Origin of the sequence: Thalassospira indica, from assembly GCF_003403095.1 — a bacterium.
GTDB lineage: Bacteria > Pseudomonadota > Alphaproteobacteria > Rhodospirillales > Thalassospiraceae > Thalassospira > Thalassospira indica.
On record NZ_CP031555.1, the window covers coordinates 3,262,353 to 3,284,529 of the forward strand.

A 22,177-nucleotide genomic window follows, 5' to 3' on the forward strand; every position below is an offset into this window, starting at 1 on the left:
ATTTCAAATCAAAATTGCACGCAGGTTGCCCGCTTCTCTCAGCGTTTGATGAAATAGCGATCCATCAGTTTGGCTTCGTCAAAATGCCGTCTTCCGACAAATGCCGTGGCGTGGTGTCCCCACTGGCGCATCGCACCAGGTTTATCCACACCCATCGGCCACAGGATAAAGCGTTCCAACCGCTCCGTACCCGGTACAAATCCGTCTTCACTATACAGACCTGCAGTCCCCTGCCCGTTTAGCAGCAGTAAGTGGCCAAGTTCCTGCGCGGGGCGCAGCACTGCGGTTTGTCTGGCAATATCCGCATCCGATTGACCCGTCGCCGCACCAGTGACGTCCAGCAGATAATGGCTGGTCTTGTCAATCCAAAGCACGGGGCCGTTCAATATGGATGACGCGAGGTAACCGGCGGGCATTTCCGCTGTTTCGCGAATGTCGTGATCCTCTGGGGCGCTAATACGCTGCAAACCGTTGCTTGGGAAAAACATGTGGTAACAGCCGCAGCCATGGATCGTATCGGCAATCAACGGCGAACCATCGTCATCCAGTGTTACCCGCCAGATCAGCGCGTCCAAATGCCCTGCCAGGATATCAAATGGGCTGCTGGCCGGGCGTTCCGGGAACCAGATTTCATAAACGATTTGTGGCCGCCAACGTCCGGCAAAATAGGTGTGGCTCAGCCGGTAATAAACCGTCGGATTATCAGTATCGATCGTCGCCAGGGCCCCCCGTGCCAGCAGGGTTGCTCGCCCGACCTTGTCACTGTCACTTCCCGCCCGCACACGAAATACCGGGGCATAGGCCTGCGCCAGATTTTCAAGTTCATCTTCGCTTGGCCGCCATTGACCAAAGGCATCCTGGTCAATATCCGCAACATCGAAACGGCCTGGCTCAGATGACGTCACCGTATATTCACGCCATGCCCCAGAATGGATCAGGTTATTACCGCTGGCTGAAAAGCTTGCGAAATTCTCCTGCTTCCAACCCTCATAGCCGAAATAGGCCGGAAAGGCGGTTAAGGGATAAAGACCCGCGATACGTTGAAAATCAAGGTAATCATCGGGCACGAAGACAGCGGATAAAAGTGTCTGATACTGATCGGGTGTCAGGGATTCAGCCATGGCGTTGGCACAGTTTTCCACCGTCTCATACGAAATGCCCGATGATGCCGGAAGATTGGCGATTTCACTTTGCCGCGCCGCCCGGTCAAGGCCACGCATTTGCAGAATCAGCGCGTCCCATTGATCAGTGCGATCAACTTTGCCACCCCCATCCGCATCAAGCTGCCGCGCCATCAAGACAGAATTTCGGTTGGCCCGCAGGAAAGGATACCCCACAACCGGGGATGCCGACGCACTTTGTACCGCGTTATCGCTCACCACCGCATCGACATAGGATAGTCGATCTTCGCACGACATCGACTCAAGGTTAACCGTATCAGGCGTCAAACCGGCACATCCCGACAAGGCGCCCAAGGAAACAGCAAGTGCGGCAAACAAAAAGCGCGGTATGGTCATGCAAAACCTTCCATCTGATGAACAGCCTTCATCATGCGATGGGGCAATTATAGTCTCGAACGGCGACATGGTAACCTGACCGCGCCCAAACCCGAATTCACCTTTCCGCGAACAGGGTGATCGGCACTATTCGACCGTAACTGACTTCGCAAGGTTGCGTGGCTGATCAACATCGGTGCCTTTGTGAACCGCAACGTGATAGGCCAGCATCTGTACCGGGATGGTGTAGAGGATCGGTGCGACGAAGTCGGCGACCTTGGGAAGCTCGATCGTGGCCGATGCCATATCGCCCAGTTTGGCTAGGCCCGGCGCGTCGGAAATAAAGATCACCCGGCCCCCACGTGCGGCAGCTTCCTGCATGTTTGAGGCGGTTTTTTCAAACAGTTCATCAGACGGGGCAATGACGATGATCGGAACCGACTGATCAATCAGGGCAATCGGGCCGTGCTTCATTTCACCGGCTGCATAGCCTTCGGCGTGGATATAGGAAATTTCCTTGAGCTTGAGCGCCCCTTCCATCGCAATCGGATAACCAAGACCACGACCGAGATAGAGCACGTCACGCGCATCGGCGACCTCAAGCGCAAGCTGTTTAAGTGCTTCGTCATGATGCAGGATTTCGGCAGCATGTTTCGGCACTTCGGTCAGCGCACTGACGATGGCAGCCTCTTCGTCCTTGGCGAGAGTTCCGTTTTCACGACCGATGGTCACCGCAAGACAGGCGAGAACTGTGAGCTGGGTCGTAAAGGCCTTGGTCGAGGCCACCCCGATTTCAGGTCCGGCATAGGTCAGAAGTACCACGTCACTTTCGCGCGCAATCGTGCTTTCGGGTACGTTGACGATCGATACGATCTTCTGGCCCTTGGACTTTGCATACCGAAGGGCTGCCAGGGTATCAAGCGTCTCGCCCGACTGCGAGATGAACAGGGCAACACCGCCTTTCGGCAGTGGCGGGCAGCGATAGCGGAACTCGGATGCGACGTCGACATCCACACCCAGACCGGCATAGCGTTCGATCCAGTGCTTGGCGACCAGACCGGCATAGAACGACGTGCCGCAGGCGACAATCGTCAAACGCGTTGCATCGGCAAAGGAAAACGGCATGTCCGGCAGTTTGATGGTCTGGGTCGCCGGGTTGATGAAGGCATGCAGGGTATCGCCAATTACCGCAGGCTGTTCGAAGATTTCCTTCTGCATGAAGTGATTGTAGTTGCCCTTGCCCATCATGGCACCCGAAACCGCCGAAAGCTTGGTTTCGCGGGTGACATCCTCGTCATTTTCATCGCGGACCTGAACGCTGTCACGGGTCATTTCGACCCAGTCGCCTTCTTCCAGATAAATCAGCTTGTTCGTCAGGTGCGACAGCGCCATGGCATCGGAACCGAGATACATCTCGCCCTCGCCCAGACCAACGGCCAGCGGCGTACCACGGCGCGCACCAAAGATCACGTCATGCTGACCGGCAATCATGATCACCAGCGCAAAGGCGCCTTCGATGCGATGCAAGGTGGCGGCAACCGCGTCACGCGGACTTTTGCCCTGATCAAGGAAGTCAGACACCAGATGCACGACCACTTCGGTGTCGGTATCGGTGGCAAACACACGGCCCTTGGCAGAAAGCTCTGCCTTGATTTCCTGGAAGTTTTCGATGATGCCGTTATGCACCACGGCGACCTTACCGTCGGTATGCGGATGGGCGTTGTTTTCGGTTGGCACGCCATGGGTCGCCCAGCGGGTGTGGCCAATGCCAACGTCGCCCGCAAGCGGGCTTTCATCCAGACGCTTGGCCAGATTAATCAGCTTGCCTTCGGCGCGGCGGCGTTCGATATCGCCATTGACCAGCGTTGCAATGCCGGCACTGTCATAGCCACGATATTCAAGGCGTTTGAGCCCTTCCAGAATACGTTCGCTGACGCTGTCTTTGCCGATAATCCCGATAATGCCGCACATATTGGTTTTCTTCCTGCTTTATATCGCGTGTCGTCTGGCCACCCGGATGGCGAGTGGCAATCTCAAAATCTTTATTCTGGGCTATTTCTTGCCGGTCAGTTCGCGCATTTTTTCGCGAAACTTGGCCGCCCAGCCCTTTTTTTCGATCCGCTCGGCCCGGGTCAGGGTCAATGCATCCGCTTCGACCTTGCCGGTGATCGTGCTGCCCGCGCCAACAATTGCGCCATCGCCAATCTCGACAGGCGCGACAAGCGACGAGTTGGAGCCAATAAACGCCCCTGCCCCGATGTCGGTATGCTGTTTGCGGAAGCCGTCATAGTTACATGTGATCGTCCCGGCCCCGATATTGGCCTTGGCACCGACACGGGCATCGCCGATATAGCTCAGGTGATTGACCTTGGCCCCGTCTTCGACCACGGCCTTCTTGATTTCGACAAAGTTGCCAACCCGCGCCCCGGCGCCGATTTCTGCCCCCGGCCGCAAGCGGGCATAAGGCCCAATATCGGCACCATTACCAACCACACAACTTTCAAGATGGCTGAACGCCTTGATCACGACATTGTCGCCAACGGTCACGCCGGGTCCGAAAACAACATTCGGCTCAACAATGACATCGCGGCCAAGCTTGGTATCGGCACTGAAAAACACAGACCCCGGATCAACCAGCGTCGCGCCGTCGGCCATCGCCGCTTCGCGCAGGCGATTTTGCAGGATGGCTTCGGCCACGGCCAACTGGGTGCGGGAATTGACACCAAGCGTTTCTGCCTCGTCAACTTCGACTGCGACGCAGCTCTGACCATTTTTCTGCGCCACTTCGACCGCATCGGTCAGGTAATATTCACCCTTGGCATTGGCGTTATCAATCGCCTCAAGGGTTGCGATCATGTCCTCAGCCCGGAAACACATCACACCGGAATTGCAGAAATTGATCCGACGTTGCGCATCGTCGCATTCCTTGTCTTCGACAATCGCGGTCAGGGCACCAGTCATGGCATCCGTCACAAGGCGACCATATCCGGTGGGGTCTTCCGGGCGGAAACCCAGAACCGCCACCGCATGATCATTTTCCTCGCGCGCAGCAACAAGGCGCGCCAGTGTTTCGGCGGTGAAAAGCGGGCTGTCGGCATAGAGCACCAGAACATTGCCCGTTAGGCCCTTCAAGCCATCTTTGGCAGCAAGAACGGCGTGCGCAGTGCCAAGACGATCGGTCTGCTCAAACGTCGGGTGCGGGGCAACGGCCTTGATCAGGTCCGGCATATCCGGGCCAACAACGACCATGGTCGTTGCAGCCTTCAGGTGGGCGGCGGTACCAATCACGTGACCCACCATCGGTTTGCCCGCAACCTTGTGCATGACTTTGGGCATCGCACTTTTCATGCGCGTGCCCATCCCGGCGGCCAAAACAACAACACTTAGTTCAAGCGACATTTATAATCCTGTTGGCTGCGCCGTTCCGCAGCATCCCCTAAAAGGCACCATCACAATGAGTGTGATGCAAATATTCCCGTTCGCAGCAAGTCTTAGAACATATTCTCAGGCAGCAAAAGCCCATAAAGAATCACGTTTTGTTACCGGCTGTTAGCAGATGTTACCGATTGTTAATGGCACGATATCGGTTAAGTTCCTATAAAGGATGCCAAGCCCGCCCCAACAACAATCAAGCCACCGCAAGGAGCCCCACCTGATGGCCAAATTCATTCTGTTCGACCTTGATGGCACCCTGATTGACGGGGTTGATGACATCCTGTTTGCGATGAATGATTTGCTGGCCGCCCATGGGCATGAACCTCTGGTCCGCCATGACATCGAGGCGATGCTGGGCGATGGCACATGGATGCTGACCAAACGTGCCTTTGCCGCACGCGGATCGGAGCCCACGGATGCGATGCTGGACGAGCTTAATATCGATTTTAACGCGCGCTATGTCGAAACCGACTATGCCTATACCCGCCTGTTTGAAAATGCCGAAACTGTTCTGCGCCAGCTGAAATCAGAAGGCTGGACCATTGCACTGGCATCAAACAAACCCGAAGCCCCCTGCAAGGCAATCCTGACCAAGCTTGGTGTCGCGGATCTGTTCAGCGTCATCGCTGGCGGGGACAGCTTTGAGGTCAAAAAGCCCGATGGTCGCTTTCTTGAATTTGTGCTGGAACAACTTGGTTTTGATCGAAACACTGACACCGCAATCATGGTCGGCGATCACGCCAATGATGTAAGTGCGGCCCGCGCCGCAAGCATCCATGCAATTGCGGTTGCCATGGAAGTCGATGATACGCGCGCCAAATCCCTTGGCGCGGATGCGGTTGTGACCGGCTACGCCGACCTTGTATCGGCGATAAACGGTATTCCTGATCGCGCCTGACAAAACAAAACCGGCCAGCACATAAATGCTGGCCGGTCTGGCGTGGATCACATGCCGCCCCCCGCGACATGTGATCTGGGAAATCAATCTCCCGCAGGATCAATCAATGACTGTCCTTCGGAATTGCCTTGCCGCGATGACCAACGAGGAAGTCGAAGTCGGCCCCGCGATCGGCACCAATGACCGACTTGTAATACAGCGAGGCATAGCCACTTTCCGGGACCGGAACGCTGTTTTTCCAGTCTTTCAGGCGCTGGGCCAGCTCTTCATCGCTGATATCGAGATGCAGGCGACGGTTGGGGACATCAAGTTCGATCATGTCGCCATTCTTAACGACGGCCAACGGGCCACCTGCCGCGGCCTCGGGCGAGGTATGCAGCACGACGGTGCCGTATGCCGTGCCGCTCATGCGCGCATCTGAAATACGCACCATGTCGGTGATCCCCTTGCGCAGCACCTTGGGCGGCAGGCCCATATTGCCGACTTCGGCCATACCCGGATAGCCTTTCGGACCGCAGTTTTTCAGAACCATGATGCAGGTTTCATCGATATCAAGGTCCTCGTCATAGATCTTGGCCTTGTAATCATCGATGTCTTCAAACACCACGGCACGCCCGCGATGGGTCAAAAGTTCCGGGGTCGCAGCCGATGGTTTAAGCACCGCACCATTCGGGGCCAGGTTGCCTTTGACAACCGCGATACCGCCACTGGCGGTCAGGGCCTTTTCGAACGGGCGAATGACATCTTCGTTCCAGTTACGAACATCCTTGACCTGTTCCCACATGGTTTCACCCGAAACGGTGAGCGCATCGTTATGAAGCTTGCCCGCCTCGGCCAATGCCTTGATCACCACAGGCAAACCACCGGAATAGAAGAATTCCTCCATCAGGTAATCACCAGACGGCTGCAGGTTCACAATCGTCGGAATATCACGCCCCAACCGATCCCAGTCATCAAGCGACAGATCAATGCCAACACGTCCGGCAATGGCGAGCAGATGAATAACCGCATTGGTCGAACCACCAATTGCGCCGTTGACCCGAATGGCGTTTTCGAACGCTTCCTTGGTCAGAACGTCAGACGGTTTAAGGTCATCCTTGACCATCTGCACGATACGACGCCCGGTAATGTGCGCCATCACGCGACGGCGGCTGTCCACTGCCGGGATGGCCGCATTACCCGAAAGCGCCATGCCAAGCGCCTCGGCCATGCTGGCCATGGTGGATGCAGTACCCATGGTGTTGCACGAGCCCGGCGAACGCGACATGGCAATTTCGGCCTCAAGGAAATCTTCGGTGCTGATCTTGCCAGCCTTGCGGTCCTCGGAAAGCTGCCAAAGTGATGTGCCCGATCCGATATCCTCACCGCGCCATTTGCCATTAAGCATCGGACCACCGGTAACGACGATTGCCGGGATATCAACACTGGCCGCCCCCATCAGAAGCGAGGGCGTGGTTTTATCGCAGCCCACCATCAGGACAACGCCATCAAGTGGTGTTCCGCGCAGCATTTCCTCGACATCCATCGAGGCCAGATTACGGAACATCATTGCGGTCGGGCGCAGCGTGCTTTCACCGGTTGAAAACACCGGGAACTCAAGCGGCAAACCACCGGCCTCGTAGATGCCGTGTTTGACGCGTTCCGCCAAATCGCGCAGATGGGCATTACACGGGGTCAGTTCCGACCAGGTGTTACAAATGCCAATCACCGGACGTCCGTCAAACAGATCCGATGGCAAGCCCTGGTTCTTCATCCAGCTGCGGTGATAGATATTGTCCTTGCTGGTTCCGCCAAACCATCCCTCTTGCGAGCGGAGGGTACGCGGCCAGGGTGCCGGTTTGAACTTCGTCATGCCCGTTTTCCTTTTTGACTTATTATCGTGACGGATCCGGTGGTGTGCAGTTGGGATGGCCGCACACAGGACTTTGAACGACACGCATCAGCATCCGGCACCATAAACCTATTATGGTGAAACCGGTTGGTGTGACCCCGATGCGTATCGTTCCGCGCCATCGTGTTGTTACGCCTTGTTTTTGTTGTAGACGTCGAAGATCACAGCCGCCAAAAGCACGAGGCCCTTGATCACCTGCTGCCAGTCAATACCGACACCGATAATCGACATCCCGTTATTCATGACACCCATGATCAATGCGCCAACGACGGCACCAATGACCTTGCCAACACCGCCTGACATCGACGCGCCACCAATAAAGACAGCGGCAATCACGTCAAGCTCAAACGCAAGACCGGCCTTGGGGGTTGCCGTATTCAAACGTGCGGCAAAGACCAGCCCGGCAAGGGCGGCCAACATGCCCATATTGGCAAAGGTAAAGAAGGTCAGGCGTTTGGTGTTGATGCCCGAAAGCTTGGCGGCCTTTTCATTGCCACCAAGAGCATAGATACGACGGCCCAAAGTGGTGCTGTTGGTGATGAAGGTAAAGATCGCAATCAGAACCGCCATGATCACCAGAATGTTTGGCAATCCGCGATAGGTCGACAGCAGATAGGTCACAAACAGGATCGCAATCCCCGCAACCGCATGCTTGGTGACGAACACCGCCATCGGTTCTTCGACCGCGGCAAACTTCGCCTGCTTGGCACGTGAACGCAGACCAATGATCGGCAGGATCGCGGCCAAGGCCACGCCCAGCGTCATCGAGAACACATTAAAGCGCCCTTCGATCAGACCGCCAAAGAAGTCGGGGATAAAGCCCGACGACATGCCCTGGAATACGTCCGGGAACGGACCAACCGATGCACCGCCCAGAAGTGCTAGCGTCAAGCCCTTGAACACCAGCATCCCCGCCAGCGTCACAATAAAGGATGGAATACGCCAATAGGCCACCCAATAGCCTTGGGCTGCACCAATGATGGCCCCGGCAATCAGGCAGACCGGGACGACCAGAACGGTTGGCAAATCCCAGTTGACGATCATCACCGCCGCCAGCGCACCGATGAAGCCAACGACAGAGCCGACCGAAAGGTCAATATTGCCGCCAACAATCACCAGCAACATGCCAACAGCCATGATGATGATATAGCTGTTTTGCAGGAACAAGTTGGTCAGGTTGACCGGCTTGAGCATGATGCCGTCTGTCAGAACCTGGAAGAAGGCCAGAATGGCAACCAGCGCAACAACCATGCCGTATTCACGAATGTGGGTGCGCAGATAGTAGCCGATTGATTTGGTTTCAGTATCCGTCATTGTCTGTTCCTCACGCTTTCAGGATCATGCGCATGATTGCTTCCTGACTTGCGTCTTTCGCCGCAAGCTGTCCTTTGATCTCACCTTCGTTCATGACGTAGATGCGATCGCACATGCCCAGAAGCTCCGGCATTTCCGACGAGATCATGATGACCCCCTTACCGTCGGCTGCCAGTTGGTTGATAATCGTATAAATCTCGTATTTCGCCCCGACATCGATGCCGCGCGTCGGCTCATCAAGAATGAGCACCTCGGGTGCCGCAAACAGCCATTTTGACAAAACGACTTTCTGCTGGTTACCGCCCGAAAGGTTCATCACCTTCTGTCCGACATTGGGCGTGCGAATGTTGATTTTTTCCCGGTATTCCTCGGCAACGGATCGCTCCGCGCCATCATTGAGAACACCGTTTTCCGAAACACCCGGCAAATTGGCCAGTGTAATGTTGGTCGTGATGCTTTCTTCAAGGATCAGACCCATTTCCTTGCGGTCTTCGGTGACATAGGCCAGTCCCGATGCAATCGCCTTTTCCACGGTCGATACATCGACCAGCTTGCCATTGATCAGGACTTCACCGGAAATATCGGTGCCATAGGACTGACCAAAGATGCTCATGGCAAGTTCGGTCCGACCGGCGCCCATCAGGCCCGCAATGCCCACAACTTCACCGGCCGCAACATCAATGCTGACATTGTCGACGACCTTGCGTTCGGGATGCAGCGGATGGGTTGCCGACCAGTTGCGGACTTCCATCAGTTTCTCGCTGCTGATATTGGGGGTGCGATCCGGATAGCGGTGCGCCATATCGCGCCCGACCATGTCCTTGACGATATGGTCTTCGGTGATGTTCCCGCCACGTGCATCAAGGGTCGAGATCGCCTGGCCATCGCGGATAACCGTGATGCGGTCTGCAACCCGGTTGATTTCATTGAGCTTGTGCGAAATCAGGATCGAGGTGATGCCCTGCGCCTTGAATTCCAGCAACAGGTCGAGCAGCTTTTGGCTGTCATTTTCCTGAAGACTTGCGGTCGGCTCATCAAGGATCAGCAGCTTCACTTTTTTCGAAAGCGCCTTGGCAATCTCAACCAGTTGCTGTTTGCCAACCCCGATATTGGTGACCAACGTCGCCGGGTTTTCTTTCAAACCGACTTTTGACAACAACTCACCGGTGCGCGCAAAGGTCGCCGGCCAGTTGATCACGCCATTTTCGCTGATTTCGTTGCCCAGAAAAATGTTTTCGGCAATCGACAGCAACGGCACAAGTGCCAGTTCCTGGTGAATAATGATGATCCCGCGTTCTTCACTGTCGCGGATATCCTTGAATTCCTGCACCCCGCCATCATAAAGGATGTCACCTTCATAGGTTCCGTGCGGATAAACACCGCTCAGCACCTTCATCAGGGTAGATTTACCTGCACCGTTTTCGCCACAAAGCGCGTGGATTTCCCCGCGTTCAACTTTGAGGCTGACATCATCCAGTGCCTTCACACCCGGAAAGGTCTTGGTGATGTTCTTCATTTCCAGGATGGTATCCATCCGGTCCTCCCACTGCCATTGACACTGCAACGGCGTCTTCGTCTGCTTTGGTCTTTGTTTTCCTGGAAACCAGTCGGGCGAGCTGCCCTAGAAACCTTAAGAAAAGCGGCCCCGGCGCAAACGCCGGGACCTTCAATGCCTAAGCGCTTATTGCACTTCGTCTTTGGTGTAATAGCCTGAACCAATAAGGATTTCTTCCCAGTTGGATTTATCAACCATGATCGGCTCAAGCAGGTAGGAAGGAACAACCTTCACACCGTTGTCGTAAGTGCTGGTGTCGTTGATGGTCGGCTTTTCGCCTGCAAGGACACTGTCCACCATCGAAACGGTTACACGTGCAAGTTCACGGGTATCCTTGAAGATGGTGGAATACTGTTCACCAGCCAGGATCGACTTGACCGACGGCAGTTCGGCATCCTGACCGGTCACGATCGGCATTTTCATATCGCCGGAACCGTAACCAACGCCTTTAAGCGAGGACAGGATACCAATCGACAGGCCGTCATACGGCGACAGAACACCATCGACTTCGTCATCGGTGTAATGTGCCGAAAGAAGGTTATCCATACGGGCCTGTGCAACCGCACCATCCCAACGCAGGGTACCGACCGTGTCCATGCCCATCTGGCCGGATTTGATCACGATGGTTCCCTCGTCAATCAGCGGCTGCAGGATCGACATGGCACCGTTATAGAAGAAATATGCGTTGTTATCATCCGGCGAACCGCCGAACAGCTCAACATTATAGGGCGGCTCACCCGATTCAATCAGGCCATCAACCAGCGAGGTGGCCTGCTGGACGCCGACCTGGAAGTTATCGAACGTGGAATAATAATCGACATTCGGGCTTTCAACGATCAGGCGGTCATAGGCAAAGACCTTGATGCCTGCTGCTGCTGCGTTTTCCAGCGCGTTCGAAAGCGTGGTGCCGTCAATAGCGGCAATCACAAGAACATCCACACCCTTGACGATCATGTTTTCGATCTGGGACAGCTGGTTCGGGATATCGTCTTCTGCATACTGAAGATCGGTTTTGTAGCCGGCAGCTTCAAACTGCTCGACCATGGAATTACCATCGGAAATCCAACGTGCCGAAGATTTGGTCGGCATTGCGATACCGACATAGCCCTTTTCATCGGCATGTGCGTAACCGCCGGAGATCATCGGGCTCATCATTGCGGCCGCGCCAAAGGCGACCCCTGCCATTACGGCACCGAGACGTTTCATAGCTATCCTCCCTAAAAGACACGGCATACATGCCATTATTCTTTACGCCCGACTTTCACAGGCATTCGTGACCTGCATACGTCGTGTCTTTGTTTTCAATTGATATTGCATCCTGTTTTCCCAAAGGACACGGCGCCATTATTCAGAGGCCCTACATAACAATCAAATAAACATTTTCGAAACTTGCATATCAAAATTGATATACTAAAATCACGCCATACCGGAGGAATCCATTATGGCCAAGACATCCAATCTGCTCCCGCTCAGTTCTGCGAAATCCCTGCTTTTCCGCTCTGGAAACCTGTTTCAGAGGGGGCTTAAGCTTAGTCACCTGCGCATGATTGTCGCGATGGAAGAGACCGGTCAGATCAGTCTGGCGGCTGACATGCTCAAGACATCCCAACCGGCTGCCTCTAGACTATTGTCTGAGATGGAAAACATCCTTGAGGCGCGTTTATGTGTCCGAAGTGCGCGCGGGATCGAGATGACCAATGCCGGACGCGCCCTTGCCAGGCGGGCGCGCAGCATGCTGATTGAAATCCGCGAGGCCGAACGCGAGATCGAGGATATCAAACATGGTGGCGGCACCGTCTTCATCGGGGCTGTGACGGCGGCGGCGGTTGAACTGGTCGTGCCTGCCATCCGCAGTGTTCAGGCCGTCAACTCGTTGCTTGAGGCCCATGTCGGGGTTGGACCGTCGCATTTGCTGATCAAGGACTTGCTGGCCGGTGATCATGACTTTGTCATTGGCCGCGTGCCCGAGGATATGGACCCCCGCCTGTTTAACATCCGCGAAATCCGAAGCGAGAAAATCCGCCTGATGGTGCGGACCGGTCATCCGCTGCTTGAGATTAACAAGCCGATCACACTCGCCCGTCTTGCCCAGTTCGAATGGATTTTGCCGCCCCCCGGCAACCTGATGCGTCGCACGATCGAGGATGTGTTTATTTCACGTCATTTGCCCTTGCCGCATTCGAGTTTGAATTCCGCGTCCCTTCTGGTGACGCTGGCGACCCTTTCGGACACCAATGCCATCGCCCCGATGGCCGAGGAAGTCACAACCCTTCTGACCAGTGGCGGGCTGATTACCGAACTGCCCTTTGATGGCGTGATTGAAATCAAACCCTATAGTCTGATCACCGCGCGTGGTCATCGACTTTCACCCTCGGCACAACTGGTTTCCGATCATATTCTTGCACGCATCGAAAAACCGCATGGCTAGGCTGATCGTCATGCAATTGTTTCCACTGTGAAGCGCCTCAAAACTGGCGTAAGCTTCTGAGACAAAACAAGACATGTTGTGACCGAGAGTAAAACATGCCCGCAAGCCTTCGATATCTCAGCGCCCTGCTCGTCGCCGTTTCGCCCCTGATCGCAACGGGTGCACACGCGGCCGCGACCGATGACAGCACGGCGGAAATGTCCGATATGGACCGCCCGGCCGCCTTTGCGGTCATGGATATGCGTGCCACCACCGCATGGGCGATCAATCATTTTCAGTGGCGGGACCCGAACGAAGAGGCACTTGAAACGCTTGTGTTTTCTGCGGGCAAAGGTCCGATGCGACTTGATTTTGTCATGGACAATATCGTTCCGTCCTATTGCGAACTCCGCCCCGATCCCGAGAATTGCGATGGTCCGGGCGTCCCGGTCAGTTGGATGGAAGATATCCCGCAAACCATCTGCATGGATATTCCGCTCGTGCTTAAGGCGCGCCACAAGGATGTTTTGAAAAAGGCCGACCTTCTGTGCCTGCAACCGCAAAGCAACCTGCTTTTCCCCGATGACTGGATTGCCGGCAATGGCTGGCCCCAAGTCCATCTGCACCAGACCGTCACACCACGCAAAATCCGCCATGATGGCAGCACGGCGATCATTGACCTTGTCATTACCGATGCCATTGCCACGGGCATTGCCAATCTGTCTGAACAGGGCTATGGCCCGGCCAAAATCGGCATGAGCGATGATGAACTGCGCGACGTCATCGGCCCGAACCTTGATACCTTTATTGCCGGCGATGATGAAAGCTGCACCTATCTGCAACGCGATCTTGATCCGTCCGGGCTGGGGTACATGGTCCTTGATGGCAAACTTGCCCGCGTGTCACTTTATGGCGACGAGCATGATGTTGCCACCAGCCTTGTGCGCACCCGCAATGGCCTTTCCATCGGGTCGACCAAGGAAGATGTGTATACCGCCTTTGCCGGTCAAACCCTGATCGAGGAAGAAAACGAATATCTTGGCCCGGACGGGCGCTATGTCACCTGGTGGCAGGATGACGCCAAAACGCACGGCATCCGGTTTGAGATTGACGAATACGGCACCGTCATCGCCATCCATGCCGGCAGCGACGCCATCACTTTGATCGAAGGTTGCGTCTAATCCCTGATCCGCGACCAGCAACGCATTTTCTTTGCCGTTGACTTGCCATGCCAAGCCGGTAAAAGCGCGTCTTACGCAGATCATACAGATCTCGCCACTACCCAAAACCAACAACAATATTGCCATCCCCTTGCCGCAAAGCCCGACCAGAACGGCGTGCTTGCGGAGACACGAACACGAATGCAAACACCGATAACGTCCAACCTTGTTGTCCTGACCGGCGGTCCCGGTACGGGCAAAACCACATTGATCAATCACCTGAATGACCGGGGCTTTGAAACAAGTCCCGAGGTGGCGCGTGCCATCATCGAAGACCAGATGGAGCGCGGCGGCACCGCCCTGCCCTGGGATGATAATGATGCCTATGCCGGTCTGATGTTCAGACGCTCCATCCGCACCTGGCAGGAAGCCATTCAATCCCATCCCCACACGGTTTTCTGTGACCGGGGCCTGCCCGATACATTGGCCCACCGAAGGCTTTCGGGCCTTCCGGAAAATCCGGATCTGATCCGCGCGATCAAGACCTACCGCTATCACCGGGTGGCCTTTGTCCTGCCGCCCTGGTCGGAAATCTACAAAACCGATGCGGCGCGGACACAAAGCTTCTCCGAGGCCGTCAGAACATATGTCGTGCTGTGCCGGACCTATCATGAATGCGGCTATGAACTGGTCGAAATTCGCAAAGGCCCGGTCGAACAGCGCGCCGCCCAGATCCTTGCCCGCCTCAAACTCTAAGATAAACGCCCCAAGATGATGCCAAACCAACCCACATCCCGCTTTGCCAAACGCGCCGTCATCGCCTGCACGGCCGCGGTTACTCTGCTGACCGGCAGCCTTCCGGCCATTTCAGCTTGCTATGACTGGCCGCTGCGCGATTATCGCGGCAATTACGCCTATGACGGCGATACCATATATGTCGCCATTCCCGGCCTGCCCGAAGAAATCGCCAATATGTCGGTACGCGTGCGCGGCGTCGACACCCCGGAAATGCGCGGCAAATGCGAAAGCGAAAAGCAACTCGCCCAAATGGCCCGCGACTATGCCCGCCAACGCCTGAAATCCGCAAAATCGGTTCAATTCTGCGAACCCGAATGGGGCCGCTATGGCGGGCGTGTGGTGGCGTCGGTGCGCATTGACGGCAGCCCGCTTGACCTTGAATTGATCAATCAGGGGCTTGCGAGGCCCTATGACGGCAAAACCAAACGTCAGCCCTGGTGCCAAGGCTAATCAGATCAGCCTTTGATGTCACTTCGGTGTGAAGTCACTGGACAACGGCGATATTCCAACCATCTTTGCAAACAGGAAATCGCCCGACCGAAGACCAGAAAGGCTTGAGTGACGAAATATGAGCAAATATCACAAAGACCCGGATGCCATCCGCGACCTGTCGCCTGAACAGTATTACGTGACACAGGAAAGCGGCACCGAACCGCCGTTTCGCAATGATTTTTGGGATCACAAGGAAGACGGGCTTTATGTCGATATCGTCTCGGGCGAGCCGCTTTTTACCTCGCGCGACAAGTTTGATTCCGGCTGTGGCTGGCCTAGCTTTGTGAAGCCCGTTCAGTCCGAACATATCGTTGCCAAGGAAGACAACACGCACGGCATGCGCCGGATTGAAGTCCGATCCAAACATGGCGACAGCCATTTGGGTCACGTCTTTCCCGATGGGCCGCAGGATCGCGGCGGGTTGCGCTATTGCATCAATTCGGCGTCGCTGCGCTTCATCCCGATAGAGGATCTTGAGGCCGAAGGGTATGGAGAGTACATAAAAATTTTTGAATAATAGCGTCGATTATTCAAAATAAGTGAAGAATAAAAAGACCGGTGCATGAGGGATCATGTCCGGTCTTTTTTGTGCGTTTGTATTTGTATGAGGATTAAAAATCAGCCCTAGAATTCACCCGGCGCACATTGCAGGCAAGTCAATCCCATATCGCGCCATTTATCGACCACCCGCCTGCGGTCATCGACGACAAGCCACGGGTTGAAGCCATCCTCGATGATCTTGGCCAGCAGGTCTTCCTTGACCTCTTCATCACTGCGATGATCGGCATCCTCGGGGCGCAGATACATACCATCAAACGGGATGTCATGGGCGCGCAGCCAGGATTCTGATCGGTGTTGCCAGCCCGCCGGACGGCCCGAACAGATCAGGATCGCATGGCCCGATGCATGCAGGATGCGCAGCAATTTCTCGATATTTTCAATCGGCTTGGCGTGATCCATGGCGTCAAAGAACGCATCCCACTGTTTTTCCACACCATGAACCAGATGCCCCAAAGCATCGGCATCAAAATGCGCCAGCGTGCCATCCATATCGAACACGACGGCATCACGCGCATCACGGGCTTTGGGTTCAGTCACGCAGAAATCTCCTTGATCAGGTTTTCGGTCAAATTTTCATACTCCCAGCCGATTTCCATCGGGCGGAACAGGATCGGGGTGGCGTTGGGCACGCGCGGGCCATCGGCCTCAAACCCGGTCATGTAAAGAATGCAGCGCGCCACCCCGGAATGGGCAACGATCACGGTCAGGTCATCACTGACCTCGGCCAGGGCCTGTTGCATGGCAAAGGACACCCGTTGACACATGGCATCAAACCCCTCGCCATTGGGCGGGGTGTCAAAGCGCGGGCAAAGTTCGGAGATCGGCCTGCCTTCCAGATCGCCCCAATGACGTTCCCGCAGGCCATCAAGCACCCTGGCGTCATAACCCGGCAGCACCAGATTGGCCGTCGTGCGTGCCCGGTCCTGCGGACTGACATAAACCGCCCGCCATTTCGCCATCGCCATTAGGGGCGCAATCGCCAGCGCCTGTGCGCGACCGGTTTCATTCAGCGGAGGTTCGTTTGACCCGGCAATGATCCCCGCCCGGTTGGCATCGGTTTCCCCGTGCCGGATGAAAACAAACGGCAGTTTGGGAAAATCGAACTTTTCAGCGGCATAGATCATGACCGGGCATTACCTTTATTATGCATTACAAATAGAACCGATCTGCAAGCTGTAGCCGCCCGTCAAACCCGTCGACAAGCCCAAAATCCTCTGGCCGGCTGGTGAATAATGGCACGACCTGCATGGCATGGCACTGATTGGCAAGGTCAATCACGTGGCTTGCCAAGGGGTGTACATTCCAGCGCCTGAAATGGGCATGGCCCTTTTCGACCATCTTGCGGGCCTCAATCGGCATGAAACCGGTAAAGATCACATGCGCACTTGCCCCCATGCGGCCAGCATCCCGCCATTGATCAATCAGTTCGCGCGCCTTCCCAAAGGTCGCGCATGGCGCATGACATAGCAGCAAGCGTGCATTCGGATTGAAATGCTTTGCCTTGTCCTTGAGGCTGCGCAACTGGCGGATCGCGTCACTTGCGACGTAATCCGATCCATCGGCATCAAGTACTTGTTTGACCTGCCCGTAACAGCGATCATCCATCGACCAGTCGGTCAGACCATGGCGTTCAAACAGAAGCGCCATTTCCGCGGCCCGGCCACTGGGCGGCACGGGAAACAGGATTTGACCATCCAGCTTCGTCATGGTGGTCAAAAGGCTGTCAATCCGGACCTGCTGGGTCAGCTGTTCCATGCCGTAAGATGCATCAAGCAACACGGTTGCGGCACCGGGCGGCGCATCATAAAGGAAATACTCCGATTCCTGACAAAAATCCCCGGAATACAGCACCCCGCCGCCCAGTTCGAAATGCAGCCACACCCCACCAAAGGAATGGCCAGTGCGCCCGGTGGTGACGGTCACACCATCGACCTGAATTTCGCCGTAAGGTGGCAAGGGAACGACATTGGCCCCCTTGGGCAGGGAGCGCGCGGTCACTTCGGTGCAATAGATCGGCAAGCCGGCCTCAATGATTTCACCCGCCGCCCCGATATGGTCGATATGGTCATGGGTAATGAAAACAGCGTTAACTTTATTAAGCCACGCCGGATCAAATCCCTGATCACTTTCCGGCCCAACCCCGCAATCAAGCAGCCAGCGCCGGTTAAAGAATTCCAGTCTGAGACAGGCCGGTCCCTTTTCACCAAGACCGGAAAGTACACGCATACGGGCTGACATCAGGCGGCCTCACCCGACATGCGGTCAAACACCCAGCCGTCATTGACCTTAAGGCCGACCTGTTCGCCGATGCGGGCACGGCGGTTGGCATAGACCGGTAATGTCTGATCTGCGCCAATCCGAACCGAAAGGCGGAACCGCCCGCCGAGATAGACGCAATCATCGACCTGTCCGCGCAACGGCGCATCATCCGTGACCCAGACGTCCTCGGGCCGCAGGCAAAGACCGGCATTGGCAGTACTAATGTCATCGGCCAGTTTCGGGCAGATGCGTGCGGTAATGCTGCTTTGCCCCAACTGGACAGAACAGTTGCCGTTACTTCCGACCGTTACACCTTGCACCGGCAGGACCGCCCCCGCCCCGACAAAGCCCGCCACCATCAGATCGGCGGGTTCGCGGTACAGGGTTTCGGGGGCTGCCATCTGGCGGATATGGCCCTTGTCCATCACCGCAATCCGGTCGGCCATTGCCATGGCCTCCGCCTGGTCATGGGTGACGTAAATCATCGTCGCCCCGGTGCGGCGATGGAAATCCAGAAACGCCTGTTGCATGGTTTCACGTAAGTGCACATCAAGGTTGGCAAGTGGCTCATCGAGCAACACCGCACGCGGTTCCATGACAAGGCAGCGTGCCAGCGCAACACGTTGACGTTGGCCACCCGATAGTTCCGACGGACTGCGATTGGCATAGGGGCCAAGGGCGACGATATCGAGTGCCTCGGCAATCTTGCGATCCTGATCGGCACGGCTGAGCCCGCGCACCTCAAGCGGATAGCCGACATTGCGCGCGACTGTCATATGCGGCCAAAGGGCATAGGATTGAAACACGATGCCAAGATTGCGATCTTCGGGACTGATCATGACATTGTTTTCAGGACTTGCCATGATCTGACCACCCAGTGAAATCTGGCCGTGATCGGGTTCCTCGAACCCGGCAAGCAACCGCAAAAGGGTCGTCTTGCCACAGCCCGACGGGCCCAGCAGAGCCACGAATTCCCCATCGGCAATATCAAGCGAGACCTGATTGACCGCCCGATAATCGCCAAAGCATTTGGTAATGCGCGAAAGATTTATGTCTGCCACGGCACAACTCCTTTGGGCAAACGACGCGCGGCAAGCTGAAAACAGCTCATCAGCGCGATCACCACCAGCACGACCAGAACCGCCACGGCCGAGGCCAGAACGGTGTCGCCACTGTCATCAAGATTGAAAATCAGAACGCCCAACGTCTCGTTCCCGGCCGACCACAACAGGGCCGAAACCGTCAGTTCGTTAAAGGCGGTCAGGAAAACCAAAAGCGCACCGGCCGCGGCCGAAGGGGCTGCCAGCGGAAGCAAGATATCGCGCAAGCGGCGCGACAAGCCTGCCCCGCAGGCCTGGGCGGCTTCTTCAAGGGCGGGGTCAAGCTGGGTAAAGCTGTTCATGACGGGGCGCAGCGCAATCACCAGAAAACGCGCCAAGTACGCGACAAAAATGATCGCAAGCGTGCCATACAGACTGACATCAATCAGCGGAATGCGGATAAACAGCAAGATGCAGGCAATCGCCAGAACTACGCCGGGCAAGGCATAGGGCACCTCGACCAGAAGATTGATCAGCTTGGTCAAATTCGATGGTCTGCGCACCATCACATAGGCCAGCGGCAGGCACATCACAACAAGCGTCACCGCCGCCCCCACGGACAGAACAAAGCTGTTCTGGAATGCGCGAATGGTCGATGGCTGCACGAACATGACTTCGTGAAACGCCTCGAACGTCGCATTTGCAAATGTGAGCTTGACGCCAAAGGCCGGTACAAGTGCGGTGGTAAACAGGGCCAAAAGCGGGATGACCAGAATGGCGACCAATACCGTCCACAGGGCCATTTCAACCAAGCCTCGGCGTGCGCCGAGTTTGACATCCAAAGGACGCCCGACCATCCCCATCAGGCGATAATCCCGTTTGGACAGCAACCGGTGATGCAGCGCGACCCCACAAATCGCAATTGCGCCGATCAGCATGGCCAGCACGGATACCTCGCCCAGAACGGACGGGCCAAACCCGGCAAGCTTCTGATAAATCAAGGTTGGCAGGGTTTGATAGCCTGCGGGGATGCCCAGCATTGCCGGAATACCGAAATTGCCAAGGGCAGTCACAAAGGCCATGGCGGTTCCGGCAATCAGGCCCGGACTGGTCAGCGGCAAAATGATCTGCCACCACAAACGCCCGCCGCGTGCACCGGCCAGTCGCGCGGCTTCGATCTGTTCGCGGGGTAACATGCGCAGATTTGCCCGCAAGGTCAGAAACACGATGGAGGCATGCTGGATCCCCAGCAAAAGGGCGATGCCCTCGGCCGAATAAAGCGGCTGGGGCGATCCTAGCGGCGGAGCCATGCCAATTGCGTTCAAAAGCGCACTGCTGGGCCCGGTCAATTGCACCCAACTGAGTGCTGTGATCTGTGGCGGGATCATCATCGGGATCATGAAACAGAACACGAGTGCGGCCTTGGCGCGGATATCAGTCAGTGCAACCAGAAAGGCAAATGACCCGCCAATCAAAAGGGAAATAATTGTTCCCAGACCGGCGGTATAAAGACTGTTTACTGTCGCGCGCCAGGTTGATGAATTGCCCAGCACGTCGTGAAAATAATCAAACGAAGGCACACCACCGACCATCACGCCTTCAAACCCAAGGCGCAGGATCGGCAAAATCGAAATAATAAATACCGGCACCACCAACCAAATCAGCAACCGGTCCGAAGACCGGTTGCCATTTGGTTTGGCGATTATGCCAGGCAGAACGCCGCGAAGGCGACCTGTAGCCTGCATTATTCAGCCCCGAACATGTCTGCGAATTTCTGTTTGTTGGCTTCGGCCTGTTCCAGCGCGATGGCCGGATTGAAGTTCATCAGCTTGATCTCGCTGCGTGCCGGGAAACCGGCCGGAAGTGCCATGTCGTTACGCGCCGGGATGTAACCCATATCAAGGACCAGTTCCTGACCCTGTTCGGACAGAAGGAAGTCAACGAACTTGTGGGCGGCATCGACGTTCTTGGCGTCTTTCATGATCGCGACCGGCTCGGTCACATAGGTGACACCTTCAGACGGGAAGACGAAATCAACCGGCGATCCATCTGCCTTGCCACGGATGGCAAGGAAGTCGACAACAACGCCATAAGGCTTTTCACCCGATGCAACCGCCTTGAAGGTGCCGCCATTGCCACCCTTGGCGCGTGCTTCGTTCGCCGCCAGTGCCTGATAGTAATCCCAGCCAAGATCCTTGTTCTCGGTCAGGGTGGAGAGATGAATAAGGGCCGCACCGGAATAAAGCGGGCTTGGCATTGCGATCTGGTTTTTCACCGCCGGATCAGCAAGGTCTTTCCACGATGTCGGGGCTTTAACGGCGGTGTTGTAAACGATGCCGCTGGTGATCAGCTTGGTCGAATAGTAATAGCCTTCACCGTCATAAAGACCGTCTTCATAGGCACTTGCCTCGCCCGATTTATAGGCCTGCAGTTGACCTTCCTGCTTGAGACCTTCAAGGGTCACGGTATCGGCAATCAGAAGAACATCCGGGCGCGGGTCGCCAGCAGCGATTTCCGCACGCAGTTTCGCCATCAGTTTGGTGGTGCCGTCACGGACCCACTCAACTTCAATATCGGGGTTGGCAGCCATAAAGGCATCAACAGTGGTCTGGGCATCCTTGTTCGGCTGGCTGGTATAAAGAACCAGCTTTTCAGCAGCCTGCCCCACAACCGGCAGCATCATCGCGGCAGAGGCAACCGCAGCAAGAAGAACGTTACGCATGATCGGCATCCCTATAGATCAGAAAGAAGGTTTCGTTCGAAAATGTTTCGATCCGGAAGCTATCGGGATTTCGGTTTCAATTGTGTGACAACACCAAGAATTAAATGTTTCAATAGGAAAACCGGGCTATGCAGCAGTGTTTCGGCCTG

19 protein-coding genes are annotated in these 22,177 nt (G+C 55.8%); 6 read left to right on the forward strand and 13 right to left on the reverse strand.

Going from position 1 to position 22,177, the window contains the following annotated elements:
* Positions 1–38: 38 nt before the first annotated feature.
* The 3 genes from DY252_RS15390 to glmU form a co-directional block, all read right to left on the reverse strand.
* Positions 39–1,517 (reverse strand): hypothetical protein, encoded by a 1,479-nt coding sequence (locus DY252_RS15390; RefSeq protein WP_064790608.1) that lies wholly within the window; start codon positions 1,515–1,517, stop codon positions 39–41.
* Between the two features lie 126 nt (positions 1,518–1,643).
* Positions 1,644–3,467 carry a glutamine--fructose-6-phosphate transaminase (isomerizing) gene (gene glmS / locus DY252_RS15395; RefSeq protein ID WP_064790607.1) on the reverse strand — a complete coding sequence of 608 codons (1,824 nt, stop codon included), beginning with the start codon at positions 3,465–3,467 and terminating at the stop codon, positions 1,644–1,646.
* 81 nt (positions 3,468–3,548) lie between these two features.
* Positions 3,549–4,895 carry a bifunctional UDP-N-acetylglucosamine diphosphorylase/glucosamine-1-phosphate N-acetyltransferase GlmU gene (gene glmU, locus DY252_RS15400; RefSeq protein WP_064790606.1) on the reverse strand — a complete coding sequence of 449 codons (1,347 nt, stop codon included), beginning with the start codon at positions 4,893–4,895 and terminating at the stop codon, positions 3,549–3,551.
* A 256-nt stretch (positions 4,896–5,151) separates the two neighbouring features.
* On the opposite strand from glmU, the gene DY252_RS15405 reads away from it, so the two are divergent.
* A complete protein-coding gene (locus DY252_RS15405; protein ID WP_064790605.1) occupies positions 5,152–5,829 on the forward strand; it encodes an HAD family hydrolase in 678 nt (225 codons plus the stop codon).
* 103 nt (positions 5,830–5,932) lie between these two features.
* Here the strand turns inward: DY252_RS15405 and araD are convergent, their stop codons facing one another.
* The 4 genes from araD to chvE form a co-directional block, all read right to left on the reverse strand.
* Positions 5,933–7,681, reverse strand: coding sequence for an L-arabinonate dehydratase (araD, locus tag DY252_RS15410; protein WP_064790604.1), 1,749 nt, complete (start codon positions 7,679–7,681; stop codon positions 5,933–5,935).
* A 168-nt stretch (positions 7,682–7,849) separates the two neighbouring features.
* The gene (mmsB, locus tag DY252_RS15415) at positions 7,850–9,034 is read right to left on the reverse strand and encodes a multiple monosaccharide ABC transporter permease (protein ID WP_064790603.1); all 1,185 of its coding nucleotides are present in this window, start codon (positions 9,032–9,034) and stop codon (positions 7,850–7,852) included.
* A 10-nt stretch (positions 9,035–9,044) separates the two neighbouring features.
* Complete coding sequence (mmsA, locus tag DY252_RS15420) at positions 9,045–10,568, reverse strand: multiple monosaccharide ABC transporter ATP-binding protein (protein ID WP_064790602.1); 1,524 nt, start codon at positions 10,566–10,568, stop codon at positions 9,045–9,047.
* Between the two features lie 147 nt (positions 10,569–10,715).
* Entirely contained in the window at positions 10,716–11,795 is a 1,080-nt protein-coding gene (gene chvE, locus DY252_RS15425) for a multiple monosaccharide ABC transporter substrate-binding protein (RefSeq protein WP_064790601.1), read from the reverse strand.
* A gap of 235 nt (positions 11,796–12,030) precedes the next feature.
* On the opposite strand from chvE, the gene DY252_RS15430 reads away from it, so the two are divergent.
* The 5 genes from DY252_RS15430 to msrB all read left to right on the forward strand — a co-directional run bounded on the left by DY252_RS15430 (position 12,031) and on the right by msrB (position 15,963).
* Positions 12,031–13,017 carry a LysR family transcriptional regulator gene (locus tag DY252_RS15430; protein WP_064790600.1) on the forward strand — a complete coding sequence of 329 codons (987 nt, stop codon included), beginning with the start codon at positions 12,031–12,033 and terminating at the stop codon, positions 13,015–13,017.
* A gap of 95 nt (positions 13,018–13,112) precedes the next feature.
* Complete coding sequence (locus tag DY252_RS15435; RefSeq protein ID WP_064790599.1) at positions 13,113–14,177, forward strand: hypothetical protein; 1,065 nt, start codon at positions 13,113–13,115, stop codon at positions 14,175–14,177.
* A 180-nt stretch (positions 14,178–14,357) separates the two neighbouring features.
* Positions 14,358–14,912, forward strand: a complete 555-nt coding sequence (locus DY252_RS15440) for an AAA family ATPase (RefSeq protein WP_064790598.1) — start codon at positions 14,358–14,360, stop codon at positions 14,910–14,912.
* A 15-nt stretch (positions 14,913–14,927) separates the two neighbouring features.
* Positions 14,928–15,404, forward strand: coding sequence for a thermonuclease family protein (locus DY252_RS15445; protein ID WP_082923623.1), 477 nt, complete (start codon positions 14,928–14,930; stop codon positions 15,402–15,404).
* A gap of 118 nt (positions 15,405–15,522) precedes the next feature.
* Positions 15,523–15,963 carry a peptide-methionine (R)-S-oxide reductase MsrB gene (msrB, locus tag DY252_RS15450; RefSeq protein ID WP_064790597.1) on the forward strand — a complete coding sequence of 147 codons (441 nt, stop codon included), beginning with the start codon at positions 15,523–15,525 and terminating at the stop codon, positions 15,961–15,963.
* 107 nt (positions 15,964–16,070) lie between these two features.
* On the opposite strand, the gene DY252_RS15455 is transcribed toward msrB, so the two are convergent.
* The 6 genes from DY252_RS15455 to DY252_RS15480 are packed head-to-tail and all read right to left on the reverse strand — an operon-like array spanning position 16,071 to position 22,028.
* Positions 16,071–16,544: a phosphatase domain-containing protein gene (locus tag DY252_RS15455; protein WP_082923622.1), complete on the reverse strand. Its 474-nt coding sequence runs from the start codon at positions 16,542–16,544 to the stop codon at positions 16,071–16,073.
* A complete protein-coding gene (locus tag DY252_RS15460) occupies positions 16,541–17,131 on the reverse strand; it encodes a histidine phosphatase family protein (protein WP_064790596.1) in 591 nt (196 codons plus the stop codon). The genes DY252_RS15455 and DY252_RS15460 overlap by 4 nt, the downstream gene beginning before the upstream one ends.
* A gap of 25 nt (positions 17,132–17,156) precedes the next feature.
* Positions 17,157–18,245 carry an MBL fold metallo-hydrolase gene (locus DY252_RS15465; RefSeq protein WP_064790595.1) on the reverse strand — a complete coding sequence of 363 codons (1,089 nt, stop codon included), beginning with the start codon at positions 18,243–18,245 and terminating at the stop codon, positions 17,157–17,159.
* A complete protein-coding gene (locus tag DY252_RS15470) occupies positions 18,245–19,327 on the reverse strand; it encodes an ABC transporter ATP-binding protein (RefSeq protein WP_064790594.1) in 1,083 nt (360 codons plus the stop codon). Before DY252_RS15470 ends, DY252_RS15465 begins: the two co-directional genes overlap by 1 nt.
* Entirely contained in the window at positions 19,315–21,051 is a 1,737-nt protein-coding gene (locus tag DY252_RS15475; protein ID WP_064790593.1) for an ABC transporter permease, read from the reverse strand. The genes DY252_RS15470 and DY252_RS15475 overlap by 13 nt, the downstream gene beginning before the upstream one ends.
* Positions 21,051–22,028: an ABC transporter substrate-binding protein gene (locus DY252_RS15480; protein ID WP_174713884.1), complete on the reverse strand. Its 978-nt coding sequence runs from the start codon at positions 22,026–22,028 to the stop codon at positions 21,051–21,053. Before DY252_RS15480 ends, DY252_RS15475 begins: the two co-directional genes overlap by 1 nt.
* Positions 22,029–22,177: the final 149 nt, after the last annotated feature.

Bases quoted from the DNA above. Each gene is read 5' to 3' on its own strand.
- DY252_RS15390 (WP_064790608.1), bottom strand. From the start codon at position 1,517: ATGACCATACCGCGCTTTTTGTTTGCCGCACTTGCTGTTTCCTTGGGC.
- glmS (WP_064790607.1), bottom strand. From the start codon at position 3,467: ATGTGCGGCATTATCGGGATTATCGGCAAAGACAGCGTCAGCGAACGT.
- glmU (WP_064790606.1), bottom strand. From the start codon at position 4,895: ATGTCGCTTGAACTAAGTGTTGTTGTTTTGGCCGCCGGGATGGGCACG.
- DY252_RS15405 (WP_064790605.1), top strand. From the start codon at position 5,152: ATGGCCAAATTCATTCTGTTCGACCTTGATGGCACCCTGATTGACGGG.
- araD (WP_064790604.1), bottom strand. From the start codon at position 7,681: ATGACGAAGTTCAAACCGGCACCCTGGCCGCGTACCCTCCGCTCGCAA.
- mmsB (WP_064790603.1), bottom strand. From the start codon at position 9,034: ATGACGGATACTGAAACCAAATCAATCGGCTACTATCTGCGCACCCAC.
- mmsA (WP_064790602.1), bottom strand. From the start codon at position 10,568: ATGGATACCATCCTGGAAATGAAGAACATCACCAAGACCTTTCCGGGT.
- chvE (WP_064790601.1), bottom strand. From the start codon at position 11,795: ATGAAACGTCTCGGTGCCGTAATGGCAGGGGTCGCCTTTGGCGCGGCC.
- DY252_RS15430 (WP_064790600.1), top strand. From the start codon at position 12,031: ATGGCCAAGACATCCAATCTGCTCCCGCTCAGTTCTGCGAAATCCCTG.
- DY252_RS15435 (WP_064790599.1), top strand. From the start codon at position 13,113: ATGCCCGCAAGCCTTCGATATCTCAGCGCCCTGCTCGTCGCCGTTTCG.
- DY252_RS15440 (WP_064790598.1), top strand. From the start codon at position 14,358: ATGCAAACACCGATAACGTCCAACCTTGTTGTCCTGACCGGCGGTCCC.
- DY252_RS15445 (WP_082923623.1), top strand. From the start codon at position 14,928: ATGATGCCAAACCAACCCACATCCCGCTTTGCCAAACGCGCCGTCATC.
- msrB (WP_064790597.1), top strand. From the start codon at position 15,523: ATGAGCAAATATCACAAAGACCCGGATGCCATCCGCGACCTGTCGCCT.
- DY252_RS15460 (WP_064790596.1), bottom strand. From the start codon at position 17,131: ATGATCTATGCCGCTGAAAAGTTCGATTTTCCCAAACTGCCGTTTGTT.
- DY252_RS15465 (WP_064790595.1), bottom strand. From the start codon at position 18,245: ATGTCAGCCCGTATGCGTGTACTTTCCGGTCTTGGTGAAAAGGGACCG.
- DY252_RS15475 (WP_064790593.1), bottom strand. From the start codon at position 21,051: ATGCAGGCTACAGGTCGCCTTCGCGGCGTTCTGCCTGGCATAATCGCC.
- DY252_RS15480 (WP_174713884.1), bottom strand. From the start codon at position 22,028: ATGCGTAACGTTCTTCTTGCTGCGGTTGCCTCTGCCGCGATGATGCTG.